This is a genomic window from Pseudomonas sp. zfem004 (assembly GCF_032621715.1).
Taxonomy (GTDB): Bacteria; Pseudomonadota; Gammaproteobacteria; order Pseudomonadales; family Pseudomonadaceae; genus Aquipseudomonas; species Aquipseudomonas sichuanensis.
The window spans coordinates 12,611-29,043 of sequence record NZ_JAVYJF010000020.1; the positions used below are offsets into that span (position 1 = coordinate 12,611).

The 16,433-nt window shown below is 62.5% G+C and carries 13 protein-coding genes; 4 read left to right on the forward strand and 9 right to left on the reverse strand.

Going from position 1 to position 16,433, the window contains the following annotated elements:
- The first annotated feature begins 19 nt into the window (after window positions 1–19).
- The 3 genes from acs to RTH46_RS20155 all read left to right on the forward strand — a co-directional run bounded on the left by acs (window position 20) and on the right by RTH46_RS20155 (window position 5,879).
- Complete coding sequence (gene acs / locus RTH46_RS20145; protein ID WP_316906420.1) at window positions 20–1,954, forward strand: acetate--CoA ligase; 1,935 nt, start codon at window positions 20–22, stop codon at window positions 1,952–1,954.
- A gap of 40 nt (window positions 1,955–1,994) precedes the next feature.
- Window positions 1,995–2,864 (forward strand): oxygenase MpaB family protein, encoded by an 870-nt coding sequence (locus RTH46_RS20150; protein ID WP_153784939.1) that lies wholly within the window; start codon window positions 1,995–1,997, stop codon window positions 2,862–2,864.
- A gap of 78 nt (window positions 2,865–2,942) precedes the next feature.
- Complete coding sequence (locus RTH46_RS20155; RefSeq protein ID WP_316906421.1) at window positions 2,943–5,879, forward strand: DUF748 domain-containing protein; 2,937 nt, start codon at window positions 2,943–2,945, stop codon at window positions 5,877–5,879.
- A gap of 187 nt (window positions 5,880–6,066) precedes the next feature.
- Here RTH46_RS20155 and RTH46_RS20160 read toward each other — a convergent pair whose 3' ends face one another.
- Window positions 6,067–6,480 carry a VOC family protein gene (locus RTH46_RS20160; RefSeq protein ID WP_125462545.1) on the reverse strand — a complete coding sequence of 138 codons (414 nt, stop codon included), beginning with the start codon at window positions 6,478–6,480 and terminating at the stop codon, window positions 6,067–6,069.
- Window positions 6,481–6,540: 60 nt separating this feature from the next.
- Between RTH46_RS20160 and RTH46_RS20165 the strand changes: the two genes are divergently transcribed.
- A complete protein-coding gene (locus RTH46_RS20165) occupies window positions 6,541–6,843 on the forward strand; it encodes a putative quinol monooxygenase (RefSeq protein WP_153784941.1) in 303 nt (100 codons plus the stop codon).
- Between the two features lie 79 nt (window positions 6,844–6,922).
- Here the strand turns inward: RTH46_RS20165 and RTH46_RS20170 are convergent, their stop codons facing one another.
- The 8 genes from RTH46_RS20170 to rimP all read right to left on the reverse strand — a co-directional run bounded on the left by RTH46_RS20170 (window position 6,923) and on the right by rimP (window position 16,340).
- Complete coding sequence (locus RTH46_RS20170) at window positions 6,923–7,273, reverse strand: BON domain-containing protein (RefSeq protein ID WP_153784942.1); 351 nt, start codon at window positions 7,271–7,273, stop codon at window positions 6,923–6,925.
- A gap of 294 nt (window positions 7,274–7,567) precedes the next feature.
- Window positions 7,568–9,673, reverse strand: a complete 2,106-nt coding sequence (gene pnp / locus RTH46_RS20175) for a polyribonucleotide nucleotidyltransferase (RefSeq protein WP_110995212.1) — start codon at window positions 9,671–9,673, stop codon at window positions 7,568–7,570.
- Window positions 9,674–9,917: 244 nt separating this feature from the next.
- The gene (gene rpsO, locus RTH46_RS20180) at window positions 9,918–10,187 is read right to left on the reverse strand and encodes a 30S ribosomal protein S15 (protein WP_009404303.1); all 270 of its coding nucleotides are present in this window, start codon (window positions 10,185–10,187) and stop codon (window positions 9,918–9,920) included.
- Between the two features lie 149 nt (window positions 10,188–10,336).
- The gene (gene truB / locus RTH46_RS20185; RefSeq protein WP_110995211.1) at window positions 10,337–11,254 is read right to left on the reverse strand and encodes a tRNA pseudouridine(55) synthase TruB; all 918 of its coding nucleotides are present in this window, start codon (window positions 11,252–11,254) and stop codon (window positions 10,337–10,339) included.
- Window positions 11,255–11,257: 3 nt separating this feature from the next.
- A complete protein-coding gene (gene rbfA / locus RTH46_RS20190; protein ID WP_110995210.1) occupies window positions 11,258–11,656 on the reverse strand; it encodes a 30S ribosome-binding factor RbfA in 399 nt (132 codons plus the stop codon).
- Window positions 11,657–11,772: 116 nt separating this feature from the next.
- Window positions 11,773–14,313, reverse strand: a complete 2,541-nt coding sequence (gene infB, locus RTH46_RS20195; protein WP_153784943.1) for a translation initiation factor IF-2 — start codon at window positions 14,311–14,313, stop codon at window positions 11,773–11,775.
- Window positions 14,314–14,340: 27 nt separating this feature from the next.
- Window positions 14,341–15,822, reverse strand: a complete 1,482-nt coding sequence (nusA, locus tag RTH46_RS20200) for a transcription termination factor NusA (RefSeq protein WP_110995208.1) — start codon at window positions 15,820–15,822, stop codon at window positions 14,341–14,343.
- A 59-nt stretch (window positions 15,823–15,881) separates the two neighbouring features.
- Window positions 15,882–16,340, reverse strand: a complete 459-nt coding sequence (rimP, locus tag RTH46_RS20205; RefSeq protein WP_016391791.1) for a ribosome maturation factor RimP — start codon at window positions 16,338–16,340, stop codon at window positions 15,882–15,884.
- Between the last annotated feature and the right edge of the window lie 93 nt (window positions 16,341–16,433).

A 16,433-nucleotide genomic window follows, 5' to 3' on the forward strand; every position in this document is an offset into this window, starting at 1 on the left:
AAGAGCAGGACCACCCGCCATGTTCGATATCCGCAATTACCCCCAGGCCCTGGCCGTCTGCCAGGCCGCCGAATTGACCGACGACGAGTACCGCCGCCTTTACCGCCAGTCGGTGGACGACCCCGACACGTTCTGGGCCGAACAGGCCAAACGCCTGGCCTGGATCAAGCCCTGGGCCAGCGTGCAGCAATGCGACCTGAAAACCGGCACGGCGCGCTGGTTCGACGGCGGCCAGCTCAACGTTTCCTATAACTGCATCGACCGCCACCTGGCCCTGCGCGGCGAGCAGACGGCGTTGCTGTGGGAAGGCGACGACCCGAACGACAGCAAGGCCATCAGCTACCGCGAACTGCACCGCCAGGTCTGCCGCCTGGCCAATGCGCTCAAAGCGCGCGGGGTGAAGAAAGGCGACCGGGTCTGCCTGTACATGCCGATGATCCCCGAAGCCGCCTACGCCATGCTCGCCTGCACACGCATCGGCGCCATCCACTCGGTGGTGTTCGGCGGGTTCTCGCCCGACGCCCTGCGTGACCGCATCCTCGACGCCGACTGCCGCACCGTGATCACTGCCGACGAAGGGGTGCGTGGCGGCAAGCGCATACCGCTCAAACAGAACGTCGACAAAGCCCTGGCCAGTTGCCCCAATGTCAGCAGCGTGCTGGTGGTGCGACGCACCGGCGGCGATGTGGCCTGGAGCGATGGCCGCGACCTCTGGTACCACGAGGCCACCGAAAAGGCCGGCGATGACTGCCCGCCCGAACCCATGGCCGCCGAAGACCCGCTGTTCATCCTCTACACATCCGGCAGCACCGGCAAACCCAAGGGCGTGCTGCACACCACCGCCGGCTACCTGCTGCAGGCCACGCTGACCTTCAAGGTGGTGTTCGACTACCGCGACGGCGAGGTGTTCTGGTGCACCGCCGATGTCGGTTGGGTCACCGGCCACAGCTACATCGTCTACGGCCCGCTGGCCAACGGAGCGATCTCGCTGATGTTCGAGGGCGTGCCCAACTACCCCGACACCTCGCGCTTCTGGCAGGTGGTGGACAAGCACCGGGTGAATATCTTCTATACCGCGCCCACCGCCCTGCGCGCCTTGATGCGCGAAGGCCCGGGCCCCTTGCAAGGCACCTCACGCGCGAGCCTGCGCCTGCTCGGCAGCGTCGGCGAGCCGATCAACCCCGAAGCCTGGGAGTGGTATTTCGAGGCGGTCGGGCAGAAGCGCTGCCCCATCGTCGACACCTGGTGGCAGACCGAGACCGGCGGCATCATGCTCACCCCGCTCCCCGGCACCCTGCGCCTCAAGCCCGGCTGCGCCACCCAGCCCATGTTCGGCGTGCAGCCGGTATTGCTGGACGAAAAGGGCAAGCTCATCGAAGGCCCCGGCGCCGGGCTGCTGGCGATCAAGGCCAGTTGGCCGGGACAGATCCGCAGCGTCTATGGCGATCATCAGCGCATGGTCGACACCTACTTCAAACCCCTGCCCGGCTACTACTTCACCGGCGACGGTGCCCGCCGCGACGCCGACGGCGACTACTGGATCACCGGGCGCATCGACGATGTGATCAATGTCTCGGGCCATCGCATCGGCACCGCCGAGGTGGAGAGCGCGCTGGTGCTGCACGACAGTGTCGCCGAGGCCGCAGTGGTGGGTTACCCGCACGACCTCAAAGGCCAGGGCGTGTATGCCTTCGTCACCCCCATGAATGGTGTCACCCCGAACGATGCACTCAAGGCCGAGCTGCTGGCGCTGGTCAGCAAGGAGATCGGCAGTTTCGCCAAGCCAGAGCTGATCCAGTGGGCCCCGGCCCTGCCCAAGACCCGCTCAGGCAAGATCATGCGGCGTATACTGCGCAAGATCGCCTGCAACGAACTGGACAACCTGGGAGATACCTCCACCCTCGCCGACCCGAGCGTGGTCCAGGGCCTGATCGACAAGCGCCTCAACCAGTAACCCGCGGCCCGGGCAGGGCTGCCCTGCCCGCAAGGTCGCCATGGAAGCCCTACGCCGCCGCATCGAAACCCAGGTCATGAGCCTTACCGGGCTGGCCCTCGGCCAGCTCGACCTGGAAACGCCCAAGGGCGACCCTGGGCTGTTCGGCCCACAAAGCATCAGCTGGCAGGTGCACGGCGACTTCCCGAGCATGCTGGTGGGCGGCATCAGTGCCTTGATGTTGCAGCTGCTACACCCATTGGCACTGGCTGGTGTGTGGGACCATTCGAACTTTCGCGAAGACCTGCTCGGCCGCCTGCGCCGTACCAGCCAGTTCATCTCCGGCACCACGTTCGGCTCGACCCGCGACGCCGAGTGGCTCATCGACAAGGTACGCACCATCCATCTCAAGGTGGTCGGCACCGCCGCGGACGGACGCCCTTATGCCGCCAGCGACCCCGACCTGCTGACCTGGGTGCACGTGGCCGAAGTGAGCAGCTTTCTCGCCGCCCACCTGCGCTACCGCAACCCCGGCCTGCCCCGCGCCGATCAGGATGCCTACTACAACGAGATCGCGCTGATCGCCGAGCGCCTGGGCGCCCGCGATGTGCCACGCTCCTGCCGCCAGATCGAGGACTACCTGCAACACATGCGCCCACAGCTGCTCTGCGATGCCCGCAGCCTGGAAGTTATCGACATCCTGTTCAAGGCCCCGGCGCCCAGCCGCCTGGCCGAGCCGGTGGGCAAACTGATGCTCAAGGCCGGAGCGGACCTGCTGCCAGGCTGGGCCCAGCAGATGCTTGGCCTGCAGCAAAGCCTGCTGGCCAGGCGCCTGATCCGCCTGGGCCTGGCCAATACCGCCCCGGTGCTGCGCTGGGCCATGCGCGACGGTTCGGCGCACCGCGCAAGGCGGCGCATGGGGATTGAATGAGGTGTTTTCCGACACCGGCGGAACCTGTTGGACGTGCCATACTCCAAGCACTCCAGCCTGCTACAGACGAAGCGACACATGCACAAAGGATTGACTCGCGCCTTCGGCGCCTTGCTGGCCCTGGTGGCCCTGTACAGCCTGCTTGGCTTCCTGATTCTCCCCGGCATCGCACTGCGCATTGCCAACCAGCAGCTGGCGCAGCACGCCACCGTGCCGGCGCACCTGCAGCGCATCGAACTCAACCCGTTCAGCCTCGAGCTGACGCTGTGGGGCCTGCAGATCGGCGAGCCCGGCAAGGAGCAGATCGGTTTCGAGCGGCTGTACGCCAACCTGGCACTCGACAGCCTGTGGACCAAGGCCGTGCACCTGGAAACCGTCGAGCTGGACAAGTCGCGCACCGAGCTGCTGTTCGCCAAGGATGGCAGCCTCAACCTGACCCAGCTGTTCAAGCTGCCACCCAGCGAGCCGAAAGCCGAAGAGCCGCCCAGCGAGCCATTCCCGCTACGCATCGGCAGCATCAAGCTCAGCGAAGGCTACCTGCACTTCGAGGACCAGCGCCCCAGCGAGCCGATCGAGTTCATCTACGACTCGATGAACCTGGAGCTCAAGAACCTCAGCACCCTGCCTGACGACAACGCCGACATGACCCTGGTGGCCAACGGCCCCAACGGCGGGCGCATCGATTGGAGCGGCACCCTGAGCCTCGCGCCGATCGCCTCCGAAGGCACGCTGAAAGTCACCGACGGCAAGATGAAAGCCTTCTGGCCCTACGTACGCGACGCCGTGCCGCTGGTGCTGGAAGATGGCGTCATCAGCCTCGACACCCATTACAAGCTCAGCCTGGCCAAAGAGACCGAGCTGTTGCTGGACCAGACCTCCGTGCGCATTGCGCCGTTCGCCATCAAGGCCCCCGATGGCCGACCGCTGGCGCGCCTGGCCAGCCTGGAGGTCAGCGAAACGTCCATCGACCTGGCCAAGCAGTTGGTGACCGTCGGCAAGATCCGCAGCGAAAAACTCGAAACCTGGGCGGCACTGGAGAAGGATGGCCAGCTCGACTGGCAAAAGCTGTTCGCCAGCCAGCCGGCCAAGGCCACCCCCAAGGAAAAGGCCGAGCCTGCCGCCGCCGAACCCACTGACAAGGAAAAAGCTGCCAAAGAGCCGAGCAAACCCTGGCAGGTGCTGCTCAAGGACGTACAGGCACGCAACTACATGATCCATCTGGCCGACCGCAGCCAGAAGGAGCCTGTGGCGCTGGACGTCGGTCCGCTCAACCTCGACCTGCAGAACTTCGACAGCCTCAACCAGTCGCCCTTCACCCTCAAGCTCGATACCGGCGTGGGCAAGCAGGGCAAGCTGCAGGCCGCAGGCGAAGTGAACCTGGCGCCGATCACCGCCAAACTCGATGTGGCCACTCGCGACATCGACCTGCGTGTGGCCCAGGCCTACATCAACCCGTTCATTCGCCTGGAACTGCGCAGCGGCATGCTGTCCAGCGACCTCAAGGTGAACCTGAAGAGCACCGAGCCGCTGGCATTCGACATCGGCGGCAAGGCCCAGGTCAACCAGCTGCACACCCTGGACACCATCAAGAACCGCGACTTCGTCAAATGGCAGCAGGTCAATGTCGATGGCCTTTCCTATGTGCATGGCGATGCCCTGTCGATCGACAAGGTGACCCTGCTGCAACCCTATGCACGTTTCATCATCAACGAAGACCGCACCACCAACGTCGATGACCTGCTGATCCCGCAGCCCGCCGGGGCGCCTGCGGCCGCCCAGAGCAAGCCTGCCACTGCCGGCAGCAGCAAGCCGCTGGGCATCCGCATCGGCCAGATCAGCATCAACGATGGCTCGGCCAACTTCGCCGACCTGACCCTGACCCCCAACTTCGCCACCGCCGTGCAACAGCTCAACGGCCAGATCGGCACCCTCGACAACCGCAAGCCGCAACCGGCCAAGGTGGACATCAAGGGCAAGGTCGACCGTTATGCGCCGGTGACCATCAAGGGCGCGCTCAACCCGTTCAACCCGCTGGCCAGCCTGGACATCGCCACCAGCTTCAAGCGCGTCGAACTGACCACCCTGACCCCTTACTCGGGCAAGTTCGCCGGCTTCCGTATCCGCAAGGGGCGCCTGAACCTCGACCTGCATTACCTGATCACCAACGGCCAGCTCAAAGCCGAGAACAAGCTGGTGGTCGAGCAACTGCAGTTGGGCGAGAAGGTCGACAGCCCGGACGCGGTGGACCTGCCGATCCGCCTGGCAGTGGCACTGCTCAAGGATACCGAGGGCAAGATCTCCATCGAACTGCCGATCTCCGGCGACCTCAACAACCCGCAGTTCAGCGTGATGCCGATCGTCTGGCAGACCCTGCGCAACCTGGTGCTGCGCGCCGCCCAGGCGCCGTTCAAGTTCATCGGCGGGCTGGTCTCTGGCGGTGGTGCGGAAGATCTCGGTAATGTTTCGTTCGCCGCAGGTTCAAGCGAGCTCAGCACCGACGCCCAGGCCTCGCTGGACAAACTGGCCTCGGCACTCAAGGCACGCCCCGAGCTGCGCCTGGAGATCGAAGGCACCGCCGCCCAGGGCAGCGATGGCCCGCTGATCGCCCAGCAGCGCCTGGAGCGCGAATACCAGGCCACCTGGTACAAGGTACTGCAACGCCGTGGCGACAAGGTGCCGGCCAACCCGTCACTGCTGGTGGTGGATGACAGCGACAAACCGCCCATGCTCGAAGGTATCTACCGCACCCGACTGAAGCAGCAACCGCCCGCCGAGTGGGAAAAGCTCGGGCGTGACGAGCGCAGCGCCAAGCTGCGCGAAGCGGTGATCAAGTCCTGGGCTGAGAGCGCCCCGCTGCTGCGTACACTCGGCCAGGAGCGGGCCAGCAGCATCAAGGACTACCTGGTGGACAAAGGGCAGCTCGAAGATGACCGGGTGTACTTCATCGACGCATCGCTCGGCCAGGCCGAGAGCGATGGCCGGGTGGTGACGCAGCTGCATCTGGATGCCGAGTAGCTCGGCGCCTGGTGATGCCTGTGCTGGCCTCATCGCTGGCAAGCCAGCTCCCACAGGGATCGCGTGATCTTCAAGGTCAACGCCGTACCTGTGGGAGCCGGCTTGCCGGCGATGAGGCCGACAGCAACAGCACACGTCAGTCGCTGCGCAGGATCAGCCATACTGGCGATTGCCGTAAATCAAACACTCAAACCAGCCGCTGCCCCGACACCGACGGGTGATACAGCGGCTGCACCTTGTTCCCCGCCGGGTCCAGCAAATGGAAGCTGCGCGCCCCATCGCCGTGGTTGAACGGTCGGTCGAGCAAGGTCACGCCATGGGCCTTGAAGTACTGGTACCAGGCCTCCAGCTCCTCCACGCTGTCGACGATGAAGCCATAGTGATCCAGGGTTTGCAGGCCATTGGCCGCACCTGCGCCGCGCCCCAACGAGAGGTTGTCGTTACCGCAGGTGAGATAGACCAGGTCCTCGTTGGCGCGGTTGAGCACTTCCATGCCCAGCACATCGACGTAGAAGCGCTCGCACTCCTCCAGATTGGGCACCAGCAGGGCAATGTGGCGCAGGCCGTTGAGTCGGCCCGGGCGGGCAGGTAGATCGGTCATGGTCAGGACTCCATTTTTGTATACAATTCGAGTGCGAATTTAAAACAAAAGGAAGCGCCTGTGTATAGCCTGTTTATCAAGACGCGCGTGAAGCCCGGTACCGCCGAAGCCTTTCTCAGCGCCATCAAAGCCAATGCGGCTGCCTCGGTCGCTACCGAGCCGGGCTGCCTGGTGTTCGATGTGTCCGTGGACCGCGAAGACCCGCAGGTGATCTACCTGTACGAGATCTACCGCGACGACGCGGCCTACGAGGCCCATACCCAGACCGCGCACTTTCGCGACAGCCGGCCATTGGTGGAGCCGTTGATCCTGGAGCAGGAGTGTTTCGAGAGTGATGTGATCGCCCGCAATCCCGGGGTCTGATGCATAAGCAAAAGCCCCGGCAGGCGCCGGGGCTTTTGCTTGAATGGTGGCCAATTCCCTTTGGCCGACGGGACATCCCTTATTCGGACTTCAGGCCATCAGCCGAGACGGCCTGTACACCCTTGATTTTCTTGGCGATGGCGACGGCCATCTCTTTCTGCGCATCGGTAATCGCCACTTCGGACGACAACGACACAACGCCCTTGTTGGTTTCGACCTTGATGTCGCTGCCCGGCACGCCTTTCTCGGTCATCAGGTCAGCCTTCACCTTGGTGGTGATCCAGGTATCGGAGGTAGCTTCCTTGGCTTTGGTCACCTCACCGGCCGCAAGCGTCATCGGGGCCTGGGTGGACTGGGCAGCAAACGCCGCGTTAGCCATGGTCAGGGTCAGCGCGGTAGCAGTAGCGGCAGCAATGGCGAACTTCTTCATGAGGGTCACTCCTGTTTTTCGAAAGGTCTGCGCCGTGATTCCTGGCGTCAGGTAGGAGTGATGTTGCAGGGGCTGTGCCAGGTTTTTGCCTTTTGATTAATCCTTATAAATCAATTACTTATAAAAATCGCATGACACAAGGGATCGTGCAATTTGCAAGTATGCGGAGATTGTTGAGTGCAAGTTGCAAGCTCGCCCGCAGGGGGCTGTGCCTGCATCAAGATGTTCTACGGGCATGATCGACGCCCATAAAAAAAGGACCCCGAAGGGTCCTTCTTTCCAGCATCGAAATGCTTAGACGCCCGATGCCTTGGCAGCGGCAACATCTTTGATCGACAGCTTGATACGGCCGCGGTTGTCCACGTCCAGTACCAGAACTTCGACTTCCTGGCCTTCCTTCAGGATGTCGGTGACCTTCTCTACACGCGCATCGCTGAGCATGGAGATGTGCACCAGGCCGTCCTTGCCCGGCAGGATGTTGACGAAGGCGCCGAAGTCGACGATACGCTCGACCTTGCCGACGTAGATCTTGCCGATCTCGGCTTCTGCGGTGATGCCCAGGATGCGCTGCTTGGCCGCTTCGGCCGCTTCCTTGGTTTCACCGAAGATCTTGATCGAACCGTCGTCTTCGATGTCGATCGAAGCCTTGGTTTCTTCACAGATACCGCGGATGGTGGCGCCGCCTTTACCGATGACGTCACGGATCTTGTCGGTGTCGATCTTCATCGCGATCATGGTCGGTGCGTTGGCCGACAGCTCGGTACGCGACTGGCCAATGATCTGGTTCATCTGGCCGAGGATGTTCAGGCGCGCTTCCAGGGCCTGGCCCAGGGCGATTTCCATGATCTCTTCGGTGATGCCGTTGATCTTGATGTCCATCTGCAGCGCGGTAACACCTTTGGCGGTACCGGCGACCTTGAAGTCCATGTCGCCCAGGTGGTCTTCGTCACCCAGGATGTCGGTCAGAATGGCGAACTTCTCACCTTCCTTGACCAGGCCCATGGCGATACCGGCCACCGGTGCCTTCATCGGCACACCAGCGTCCATCAGGGCCAGGGAAGCGCCACAGACCGAAGCCATGGAGCTGGAGCCGTTGGACTCGGTGATTTCCGATACCACGCGGATGGTGTACGGGAACACGTCGGCGGCCGGCAGCATGGCCTGGACCGAACGACGGGCCAGACGGCCGTGACCGATTTCGCGACGGCCAGCACCGCCCATGCGGCCACACTCACCTACCGAGAACGGTGGGAAGTTGTAGTGCAGCATGAAGGGGTCTTTCTTCTCGCCTTCGAGGGTGTCCAGCAGCTGGGCGTCGCGAGCGGTGCCGAGGGTGGCAACCACCAGGGCCTGGGTTTCGCCACGGGTGAACAGGGCCGAACCGTGGGTCTTCGGCAGAACGCCGACTTCGATGTTCAGCGGGCGCACGGTCTTGGTGTCGCGGCCGTCGATACGTGGCTTGCCGTTGACGATGTTTTCGCGAACGGTGCGGTATTCGATCTCGCCGAAGATCTCTTTGACTTCACCGGCCGATGGCTGGCCTTCTTCACCGGAGAACTTGGCAACCGCCTGGTCGCGCAGCTCGCCCAGGCGCGCGTAACGGTCGGCCTTGACGGTGATGGTGTAGCCCTGGGAGACCGCCTCGCCGAACTCGGCGCGGATGGCGTTGAACAGCTCGGTGTTGGCAACGGCCGGTTTCCAGTCCCAGGTCGGCTTGGCGGCTTCGGCAGCCAGCTCTTTGACAGCCTTGATCACGGCCTGGAATTCGTCGTGGGCGAACAGCACGGCGCCCAGCATCTGGTCTTCGGTCAGCTCTTTGGCTTCCGATTCAACCATCAGTACGGCATCGGCGGTACCGGCTACGACCATGTCCAGGCTCGAAGCGGCCTGCTGCTCGTAGGTCGGGTTCAGCAGGTAGCCGGTGCTTTCGTGGAAGGCAACGCGGGCGGCGCCGATCGGGCCTTCGAACGGAATGCCCGAAATGGCCAGGGCAGCCGAGGTACCGATCATCGCAGCGATGTCCGGATCGGTCTTCTTGCTGGTGGAAACCACGGTGCAGACAACCTGCACTTCGTTCATGAAACCTTCTGGGAACAGCGGGCGGATCGGGCGGTCGATCAGGCGCGAAGTCAGGGTTTCTTTTTCGGATGGGCGGCCTTCACGCTTGAAGAAACCACCTGGGATCTTGCCAGCGGCGTAGGTCTTTTCCTGGTAGTGCACGGACAGCGGGAAGAAGCCCTTGCTCGGATCTGCCTGCTTGGCACCGACCACGGTCACCAGCACGGTGACATCGTTGTCGACGGTGACCAGCACAGCGCCGGTGGCCTGACGGGCAATGCGGCCCGTTTCGAGGGTAACGGTCGATTGACCGAACTGGAATTGCTTGATTACCGGGTTCACGGTTTCCTACCTTTTTCAGTGGCTCTGGGGGAACTGGTTTCTTGCGAATTCTTGGGCAGAACAGGGAATCGGCCCCGTTGACCGTCCAGATACAACACGAGGCTGGGAGCCTGGCGCCGAGCGGAAATCCCGCTCGGCATTGCCAGGCTGCCAACCTCGAAGATACGCATGACGTGCCCAACGGGAACGCTGCCAGGCAGCGTAGCCGATGAATGCGCCATGCACACCACTGACCAGGCCGCTATTAGCGACGCAGGCCCAGGCGACCGATCAGGGCGCTGTAACGAGTGGTGTCTTTGCCCTTCAGGTAGTCCAGCAGCTTACGACGCTGGTTGACCATACGGATCAGGCCACGACGCGAGTGGTGGTCTTTGCCGTTGGCCTTGAAGTGGCCTTGCAGCTTGTTGATGTTCGCGGTCAGCAGAGCAACCTGAACTTCCGGGCTACCAGTATCGCCAGCAGCTTGCTGGTAGTCGGCAACGATTTGAGCTTTTTCTTCAACGCTGAGGGCCATGTGGCTTCTCCTGATAAACGGATCCCGCAAGCGGGGTCCAATAGGCCAGGGACTTGATCCCTGTATTAATAAAAAAGGTGTGACCGTGCCTACTGACAGCCACCCTTGTATCCGCACGCTTCAGCCGAAGCCTGGGCCTGCGGTTTCGGTCATTCCGACCGAATCAGTCGACGTGGCGCCACGCGCCCGTCTTCGCTCACTTCACCGATACCGATGAAGCGACCGTTGTGATCCTGTACGCGGACCATGCCGAACTGCGGCGCATCCGGGGCACGTACGGCCTGGCCATGCAGCCAGTAGAACGCACTGTGCTCGGAAAGGCTCAACAGCGGCCAGTCCTGCAGCCCGCTGTCGGACGGCATGAGGAAGCGATCGAGCGCTTCGTTGCCACCTTCGGCGTGGGCCTGTTCGAGCTCCTCGAGGGTCACGGTCTGTGCCAGTGCGAAGGGCCCGGCCTGGGTCCTGCGCAGCTCGGCGACATAGGCGCCGCAGCCAAGTGCCTCGCCGATATCCTCCACCAGGGTGCGGATATAGGTGCCTTTGCTGCATCCTACGCTCAGCCGTGCACGGGTGCCTTCGCACTCGAGCAACTCCAAGCGGCCAATAGTAACAGAACGCGCCTCGCGCTCCACTACCTCTCCTGCACGTGCCAGCTTGTAAAGCGGCTGGCCGTCACGCTTGAGCGCCGAGTACATCGGCGGTATCTGGCTGATCGGGCCGCGAAAACGCGGCAGCAGTGCCTCGATGTCGGCGCGACCGACGGTCACCTCACGGGTCTGCAGGACTTCGCCTTCGGCATCACCGGTGTTGGTAGTCTGCCCCATCTGCATGACCGTTTCGTAGCCCTTGTCGGACTCGAGCAGGTATTGCGAGAACTTGGTCGCTTCACCGAAGCACAGCGGCAGCACGCCGCTGGCCAGCGGGTCGAGGCTGCCGGTGTGGCCGGCCTTCTCGGCATTGAGCAACCAGCGGACCTTCTGCAACGCGGCGTTGGAGGTGAACCCCAACGGCTTGTCGAGCAGGATGATGCCGCTGACGTTGCGGCGGATACGTTTGACCTGGGCCACCGCTTACTCCTTGGCGCCCGGCTCGTCGGCATCCTTGTGCAGACGGTCTTCGGCGACCGCCCGCTCGATCAGTGCCGACAGGTGCACGCCACGGCTGACGCTTTCATCGAAGTGGAAGTGCAGTTGCGGCACGCTGCGCAGCTGCATCGAGCGGCCCAGGTGCAGGCGCAGGAAGCTGGCGGCACTGTTGAGGGCCTTGAGCGACTGCTGCACGGCGTCCGGGGTTTCTTCACCCATGACGGTGATGAAGACCTTGGCGTGGCCCACGTCACGGCTGACGTCGACGGCGGTGATGGTCACCAGGCCCACGCGTGGGTCTTTGACTTCGCGGCGGATCAGCTCGGCCAGCTCACGCTGCATCTGATCGCCGATACGTTGGGTACGGCTGTATTCTTTTGCCATTTTTGCTACCTGTATCTAAAGCGGCAAACGCCCGGTTCAGACTGAGGCCTGACCGGGCGCTACCTGCAGAGGCGCTGCCAACCGCCGTACGACGGGGGTTGGCAGCGGGCTCGCCCTTAAAGGGTACGAGCCACCTGGACTTTCTCGAAGACTTCGATCTTGTCGCCGACCTTGACGTCGTTGTAGCTCTTGACGCCAATACCGCACTCCATGCCGTTACGCACTTCGGAAGCATCGTCCTTGAAGCGACGCAGCGATTCCAGCTCGCCTTCGAAGATCACAACGTCGTCGCGCAGTACGCGGATCGGACGGTTGCGGAACACGGTACCCTCGATGACCATACAGCCAGCGATGGCGCCGAATTTCGGCGAACGGAACACGTCACGCACTTCGGCGACGCCCAGGATGTTCTCGCGAACATCGCTGCCGAGCATGCCGGTCAGGGCTTTCTTGACGTCTTCGATGATGTCGTAGATCACGTTGTAGTAACGCATATCCAGACCTTCCTGCTCGACGATCCGGCGCGCACCGGCATCGGCACGCACGTTGAAGCCGAACAGCACCGCGTTCGAGGCCAGTGCCAGGTTGGCGTCGCTCTCGGTGATACCACCGACGCCGCCACCGATCACACGTACCTGAACTTCGTCGTTGCCCAGGCCGCCGAGCGAGCCCTGCAGCGCTTCCAGAGAGCCACGCACATCGGTCTTGAGGACGATGTTGAGGGTCTTCTTCTCTTCCTGACCCATGGTCTCGAAGATGTTTTCCAGCTTGCCGGCGTGAGCACGGGCCAGCTTGACCTCACGGAACTTGCCTTGACGGAACAGGGCAACTTCACGGGCTTTCTTCTCGTCGGCCACCACGGACATTTCGTCACCGGCGTCCGGGGTGCCATCCAGGCCGAGGATCTCGACCGGGATCGACGGGCCGGCTTCCTTCACAGGCTTGCCGTTCTCGTCGAGCATGGCGCGCACGCGGCCATAGTTGGAGCCGACCAGGACCATGTCGCCCTGACGCAGGGTGCCGTCCTGAACCAGGATGGTGGCAACCGGGCCACGGCCTTTGTCCAGACGCGATTCAACCACGACACCGCGACCTGGAGCAGTCGGGGTGGCGGTCAGTTCGAGAATCTCGGCCTGCAGCAGAACGGCTTCGAGCAGCTCGTCGACACCGGTACCCATCTTCGCCGACACCTTGACGAACGGCGTGTCACCACCCCAATCCTCGGAGGTGACGCCTTCGACGGCCAGCTCGTTGCGGATGCGATCGAGGTCGGCACCCGGCTTGTCGATCTTGTTCACCGCAACCACCAGCGGCACGCCAGCAGCCTTGGCATGCTGAACGGCTTCGCGGGTCTGCGGCATCACGCCGTCGTCCGCCGCCACCACCAGGATGACGATGTCGGTGGCCTTGGCACCACGGGCACGCATCTGGGTGAACGCAGCGTGGCCTGGGGTGTCGAGGAAGGTGACCATGCCACGGTCGGTTTCGACGTGGTAGGCACCGATGTGCTGGGTGATACCACCGGCTTCGCCAGCAGCAACCTTGGCACGACGGATGTAGTCGAGCAGCGAGGTCTTACCGTGGTCAACGTGACCCATGACGGTAACGACCGGCGCACGCGATTCGACTTCACCTTCGAACTTCAGCGATTCGGCCAGGGAGTCTTCCAGGGCGGTATCGCTGACCAGGGTGACCTTGTGACCCAGCTCTTCTGCTACCAGCTGAGCGGTTTCCTGGTCGAGCACCTGGTTGATGGTGACCGGAGTACCCATCTTGAACATGAACTTGACGACTTCGGCGCCCTTGACCGACATGCGCTGGGCCAGGTCCGAAACGGTGATGGTCTCACCGATGGTCACGTCACGAATGACCGGACCGGACGGGCTCTGGAAGCCATGCTGGTTGCGCTTCTTGCCTTTGCTCTTGCCACCGCGGCCACGACGGAAACCATCGCTTTCTTCTTCGGTGGTACGTGGCGCGGCACGTGGAGTCGGAGCCTTTTCCTTCTCCTTGACCTTGACCTTGACCGACATGCGCGGCGCTTCGCCACGGCCGGCAGCAGCCGCGCCACCACCACGACGGTCGTCGTCACGGCTACGGCTTTCGTTGCGACGGGTCTCGTCTTTCTTGCGCTCGGCAGCACGAGCAGCGGCGTCTTCGGACACCGGCGCATTGGCCACTACCGGGGCAGCAACAGCGACAGGCTCGGCCTTGGCGACTGGGGCAGCGGCCGGGGCTTCGGCGGCCTGACGGCGTGCCTGCTCCTCGTTGCGCTGGCGCACTTCGGCTTCGACCTTCTCGCGTGCGGCGTTTTCGGCCGCGCGGCGCTCTTCCTGCTCGCGCTTCTGCTCAGCCTGGATCTCTTCCGGGCTGCGCTGCACGAATACTTTCTTCTTGCGTACTTCTACGCTGATGCTCTTGCTACCGGCGACACGCAGCGTGCTGGTGGTCTTGCGCTGCAAGGTAATCTTGCGCGGCTCTTCCGCCTTGCTCTTGTGGCTGCTCTTCAAATGGGTCAGCAGGGTCTGCTTCTCATTATCGGTCACTACCTGACCGGCGTCGGTGTGCGGCAGACCTGCCTCACGCATCTGCTGCAGCAGGCGCTCTACCGGTGCCTCGACCTCTTGGGCCAGTTCTTTCACCGTGACTTGCGTCATGCACTTCTCTCCTCAGGCCGCGCCTAATTACTCGAACCAGTGGGCTCGGGCGGCCATGATCAACTTGCCGGCACGCTCTTCGTCGATGCCGTCGATGTCGAGCAGATCGTCGATCGACTGCTCGGCCAGGTCTTCGCGGTTAACCACGCCGCGCACCGCCAGTTCGGCCGCCAGGTCCTTGTCCATGCCCTCGAGGGAGAGCAGGTCTTCGGCCGGATGGGCGTCTGCCAGTTTTTCTTCGGTAGCGATGGCCTTGGTCAACAAACGGTCCTTGGCTCGAGCGCGGAGCTCATTGACGATTTCTTCGTCAAAGCCATCGATGTTGAGCATTTCTTCCAACGGTACGTAGGCAATTTCTTCGAGGTTGGTGAAGCCTTCGTCGACCAGCACTTGTGCCAGTTCTTCGTCGACTTCCAGTTCCTCGACAAAATTACGCAGGATGTCGCCGGTTTCAGCCTGTTGCTTGGCCTGGATGTCCGATTCGGTCATCACGTTCAGGGTCCAGCCGGTCAGCTGGCTGGCCAGACGAACGTTCTGACCGCCACGACCAATGGCCTGAGCCAGGTTGTCGGCACCAACGGCGATGTCCATCGCATGGGCGTCTTCGTCAACGATGATCGCGGCAACCTCTGCCGGCGACATGGCGTTGATGACGAACTGCGCCGGGTTCTCGTCCCACAGGACGATATCCACACGCTCGCCACCCAGCTCGCCGGATACGGCTTGGACGCGCGAACCACGCATGCCGATACAGGCACCTTGTGGGTCGATGCGCTTGTCCTTGGAGCGGACGGCGATCTTGGCACGCGATCCCGGATCACGGGAGGCGGCCATGACTTCGATGAGGCCTTCGGCGATTTCCGGCACTTCGATGGTGAACAGCTCGATCAGCATCTGCGGCGCAGTGCGCGACAGGATCAACTGCGGGCCACGGTTCTCGGTGCGGATTTCCTTGAGCAGTGCACGCAGGCGCACACCGACCCGGAAGGTCTCACGGGGGATGATGTCTTCACGGGCCAGCAGCGCTTCGGCGTTGTTGCCCAGGTCGACGATGACGTTGTCGCGGGTGACCTTCTTCACGGTACCGGAGATGATCTCGCCAACGCGTTCGCGGTAGGCGTCGACCACCTGGGCGCGCTCAGCTTCGCGAACCTTCTGCACGATGACTTGCTTGGCGGTTTGCGCAGCAATGCGACCGAACTCGATCGATTCGATCTTCTCTTCGATCACGTCGCCAACTTTGGCTTCAGGATGACTTTCCTGAATCTTTGCTGGCCAGACTTCGATTGCCGGATCGTCCAGATCCGCTTCCTCGACGACCGTCCAGCGACGGAAGGTTTCGTAGCTACCGGTGTGGCGGTTGATTTCCACACGCAGGTCGACTTCGTCTTCAAAACGCTTTTTGGTTGCAGTGGCCAGTGCCACTTCCAGCGCCTCGAAAATAACGCCGGGCGGTACACCCTTTTCGTTGGATACCGATTCAACAACCAGCAGTACTTCTTTGCTCATCGTACGCCTCGCCTTGCGCAAGCCATTGGGCCCGTAAATTCCGCCGGGCCCGGCACGTCTCAGTCAAAACTGGGAATAATATTGGCCTTGTCGATCGAGTCGATCGGCAGCAGGAACTCATGGTTATCCACCTGGACCACCACATCCTGCTCCTCCACACCGCGGAGAAGGCCCTGGAAGTTACGACGACCTTCGAAGGGCGTACGCAGCTTGATCTTCACTTGCTCGCCGGCATGCGAGGCAAACTGTTCCAGAGTGAACAGCGGGCGATCCATGCCTGGAGAGGAAACCTCGAGGGTGTATTCACTGCTGATCGGGTCTTCCACATCCAGGATGGCACTGGCCTGACGGCTGACCGCTTCGCAGTCCTCCACCAGAATGCCGCCTTCCTTGTCGATGTAGATACGCAGTACCGAATGCTTACCTTGGGAGACGTATTCGATCCCCCAGCACTGATAGCCCAGCCCCTCGACCACTGGGGCCAACAAGGCCTGCAACTGTTCTAGCTTGCTCGACACCTGAACCCCCTCGTGCATGCTGTGCAAATAAAAAATGGGCGAAGCGCCCATCCCTGAAAGCGCCGTTGGACAACGACGCCGAAAACTGTTGGC

Bases quoted from the DNA above. Each gene is read 5' to 3' on its own strand.
- acs (WP_316906420.1), top strand. From the start codon at position 20: ATGTTCGATATCCGCAATTACCCCCAGGCCCTGGCCGTCTGCCAGGCC.
- RTH46_RS20155 (WP_316906421.1), top strand. From the start codon at position 2,943: ATGCACAAAGGATTGACTCGCGCCTTCGGCGCCTTGCTGGCCCTGGTG.
- infB (WP_153784943.1), bottom strand. From the start codon at position 14,313: ATGACGCAAGTCACGGTGAAAGAACTGGCCCAAGAGGTCGAGGCACCG.
- rbfA (WP_110995210.1), bottom strand. From the start codon at position 11,656: ATGGCAAAAGAATACAGCCGTACCCAACGTATCGGCGATCAGATGCAG.
- RTH46_RS20150 (WP_153784939.1), top strand. From the start codon at position 1,995: ATGGAAGCCCTACGCCGCCGCATCGAAACCCAGGTCATGAGCCTTACC.
- RTH46_RS20170 (WP_153784942.1), bottom strand. From the start codon at position 7,273: ATGAAGAAGTTCGCCATTGCTGCCGCTACTGCTACCGCGCTGACCCTG.
- nusA (WP_110995208.1), bottom strand. From the start codon at position 15,822: ATGAGCAAAGAAGTACTGCTGGTTGTTGAATCGGTATCCAACGAAAAG.
- rpsO (WP_009404303.1), bottom strand. From the start codon at position 10,187: ATGGCCCTCAGCGTTGAAGAAAAAGCTCAAATCGTTGCCGACTACCAG.
- RTH46_RS20160 (WP_125462545.1), bottom strand. From the start codon at position 6,480: ATGACCGATCTACCTGCCCGCCCGGGCCGACTCAACGGCCTGCGCCAC.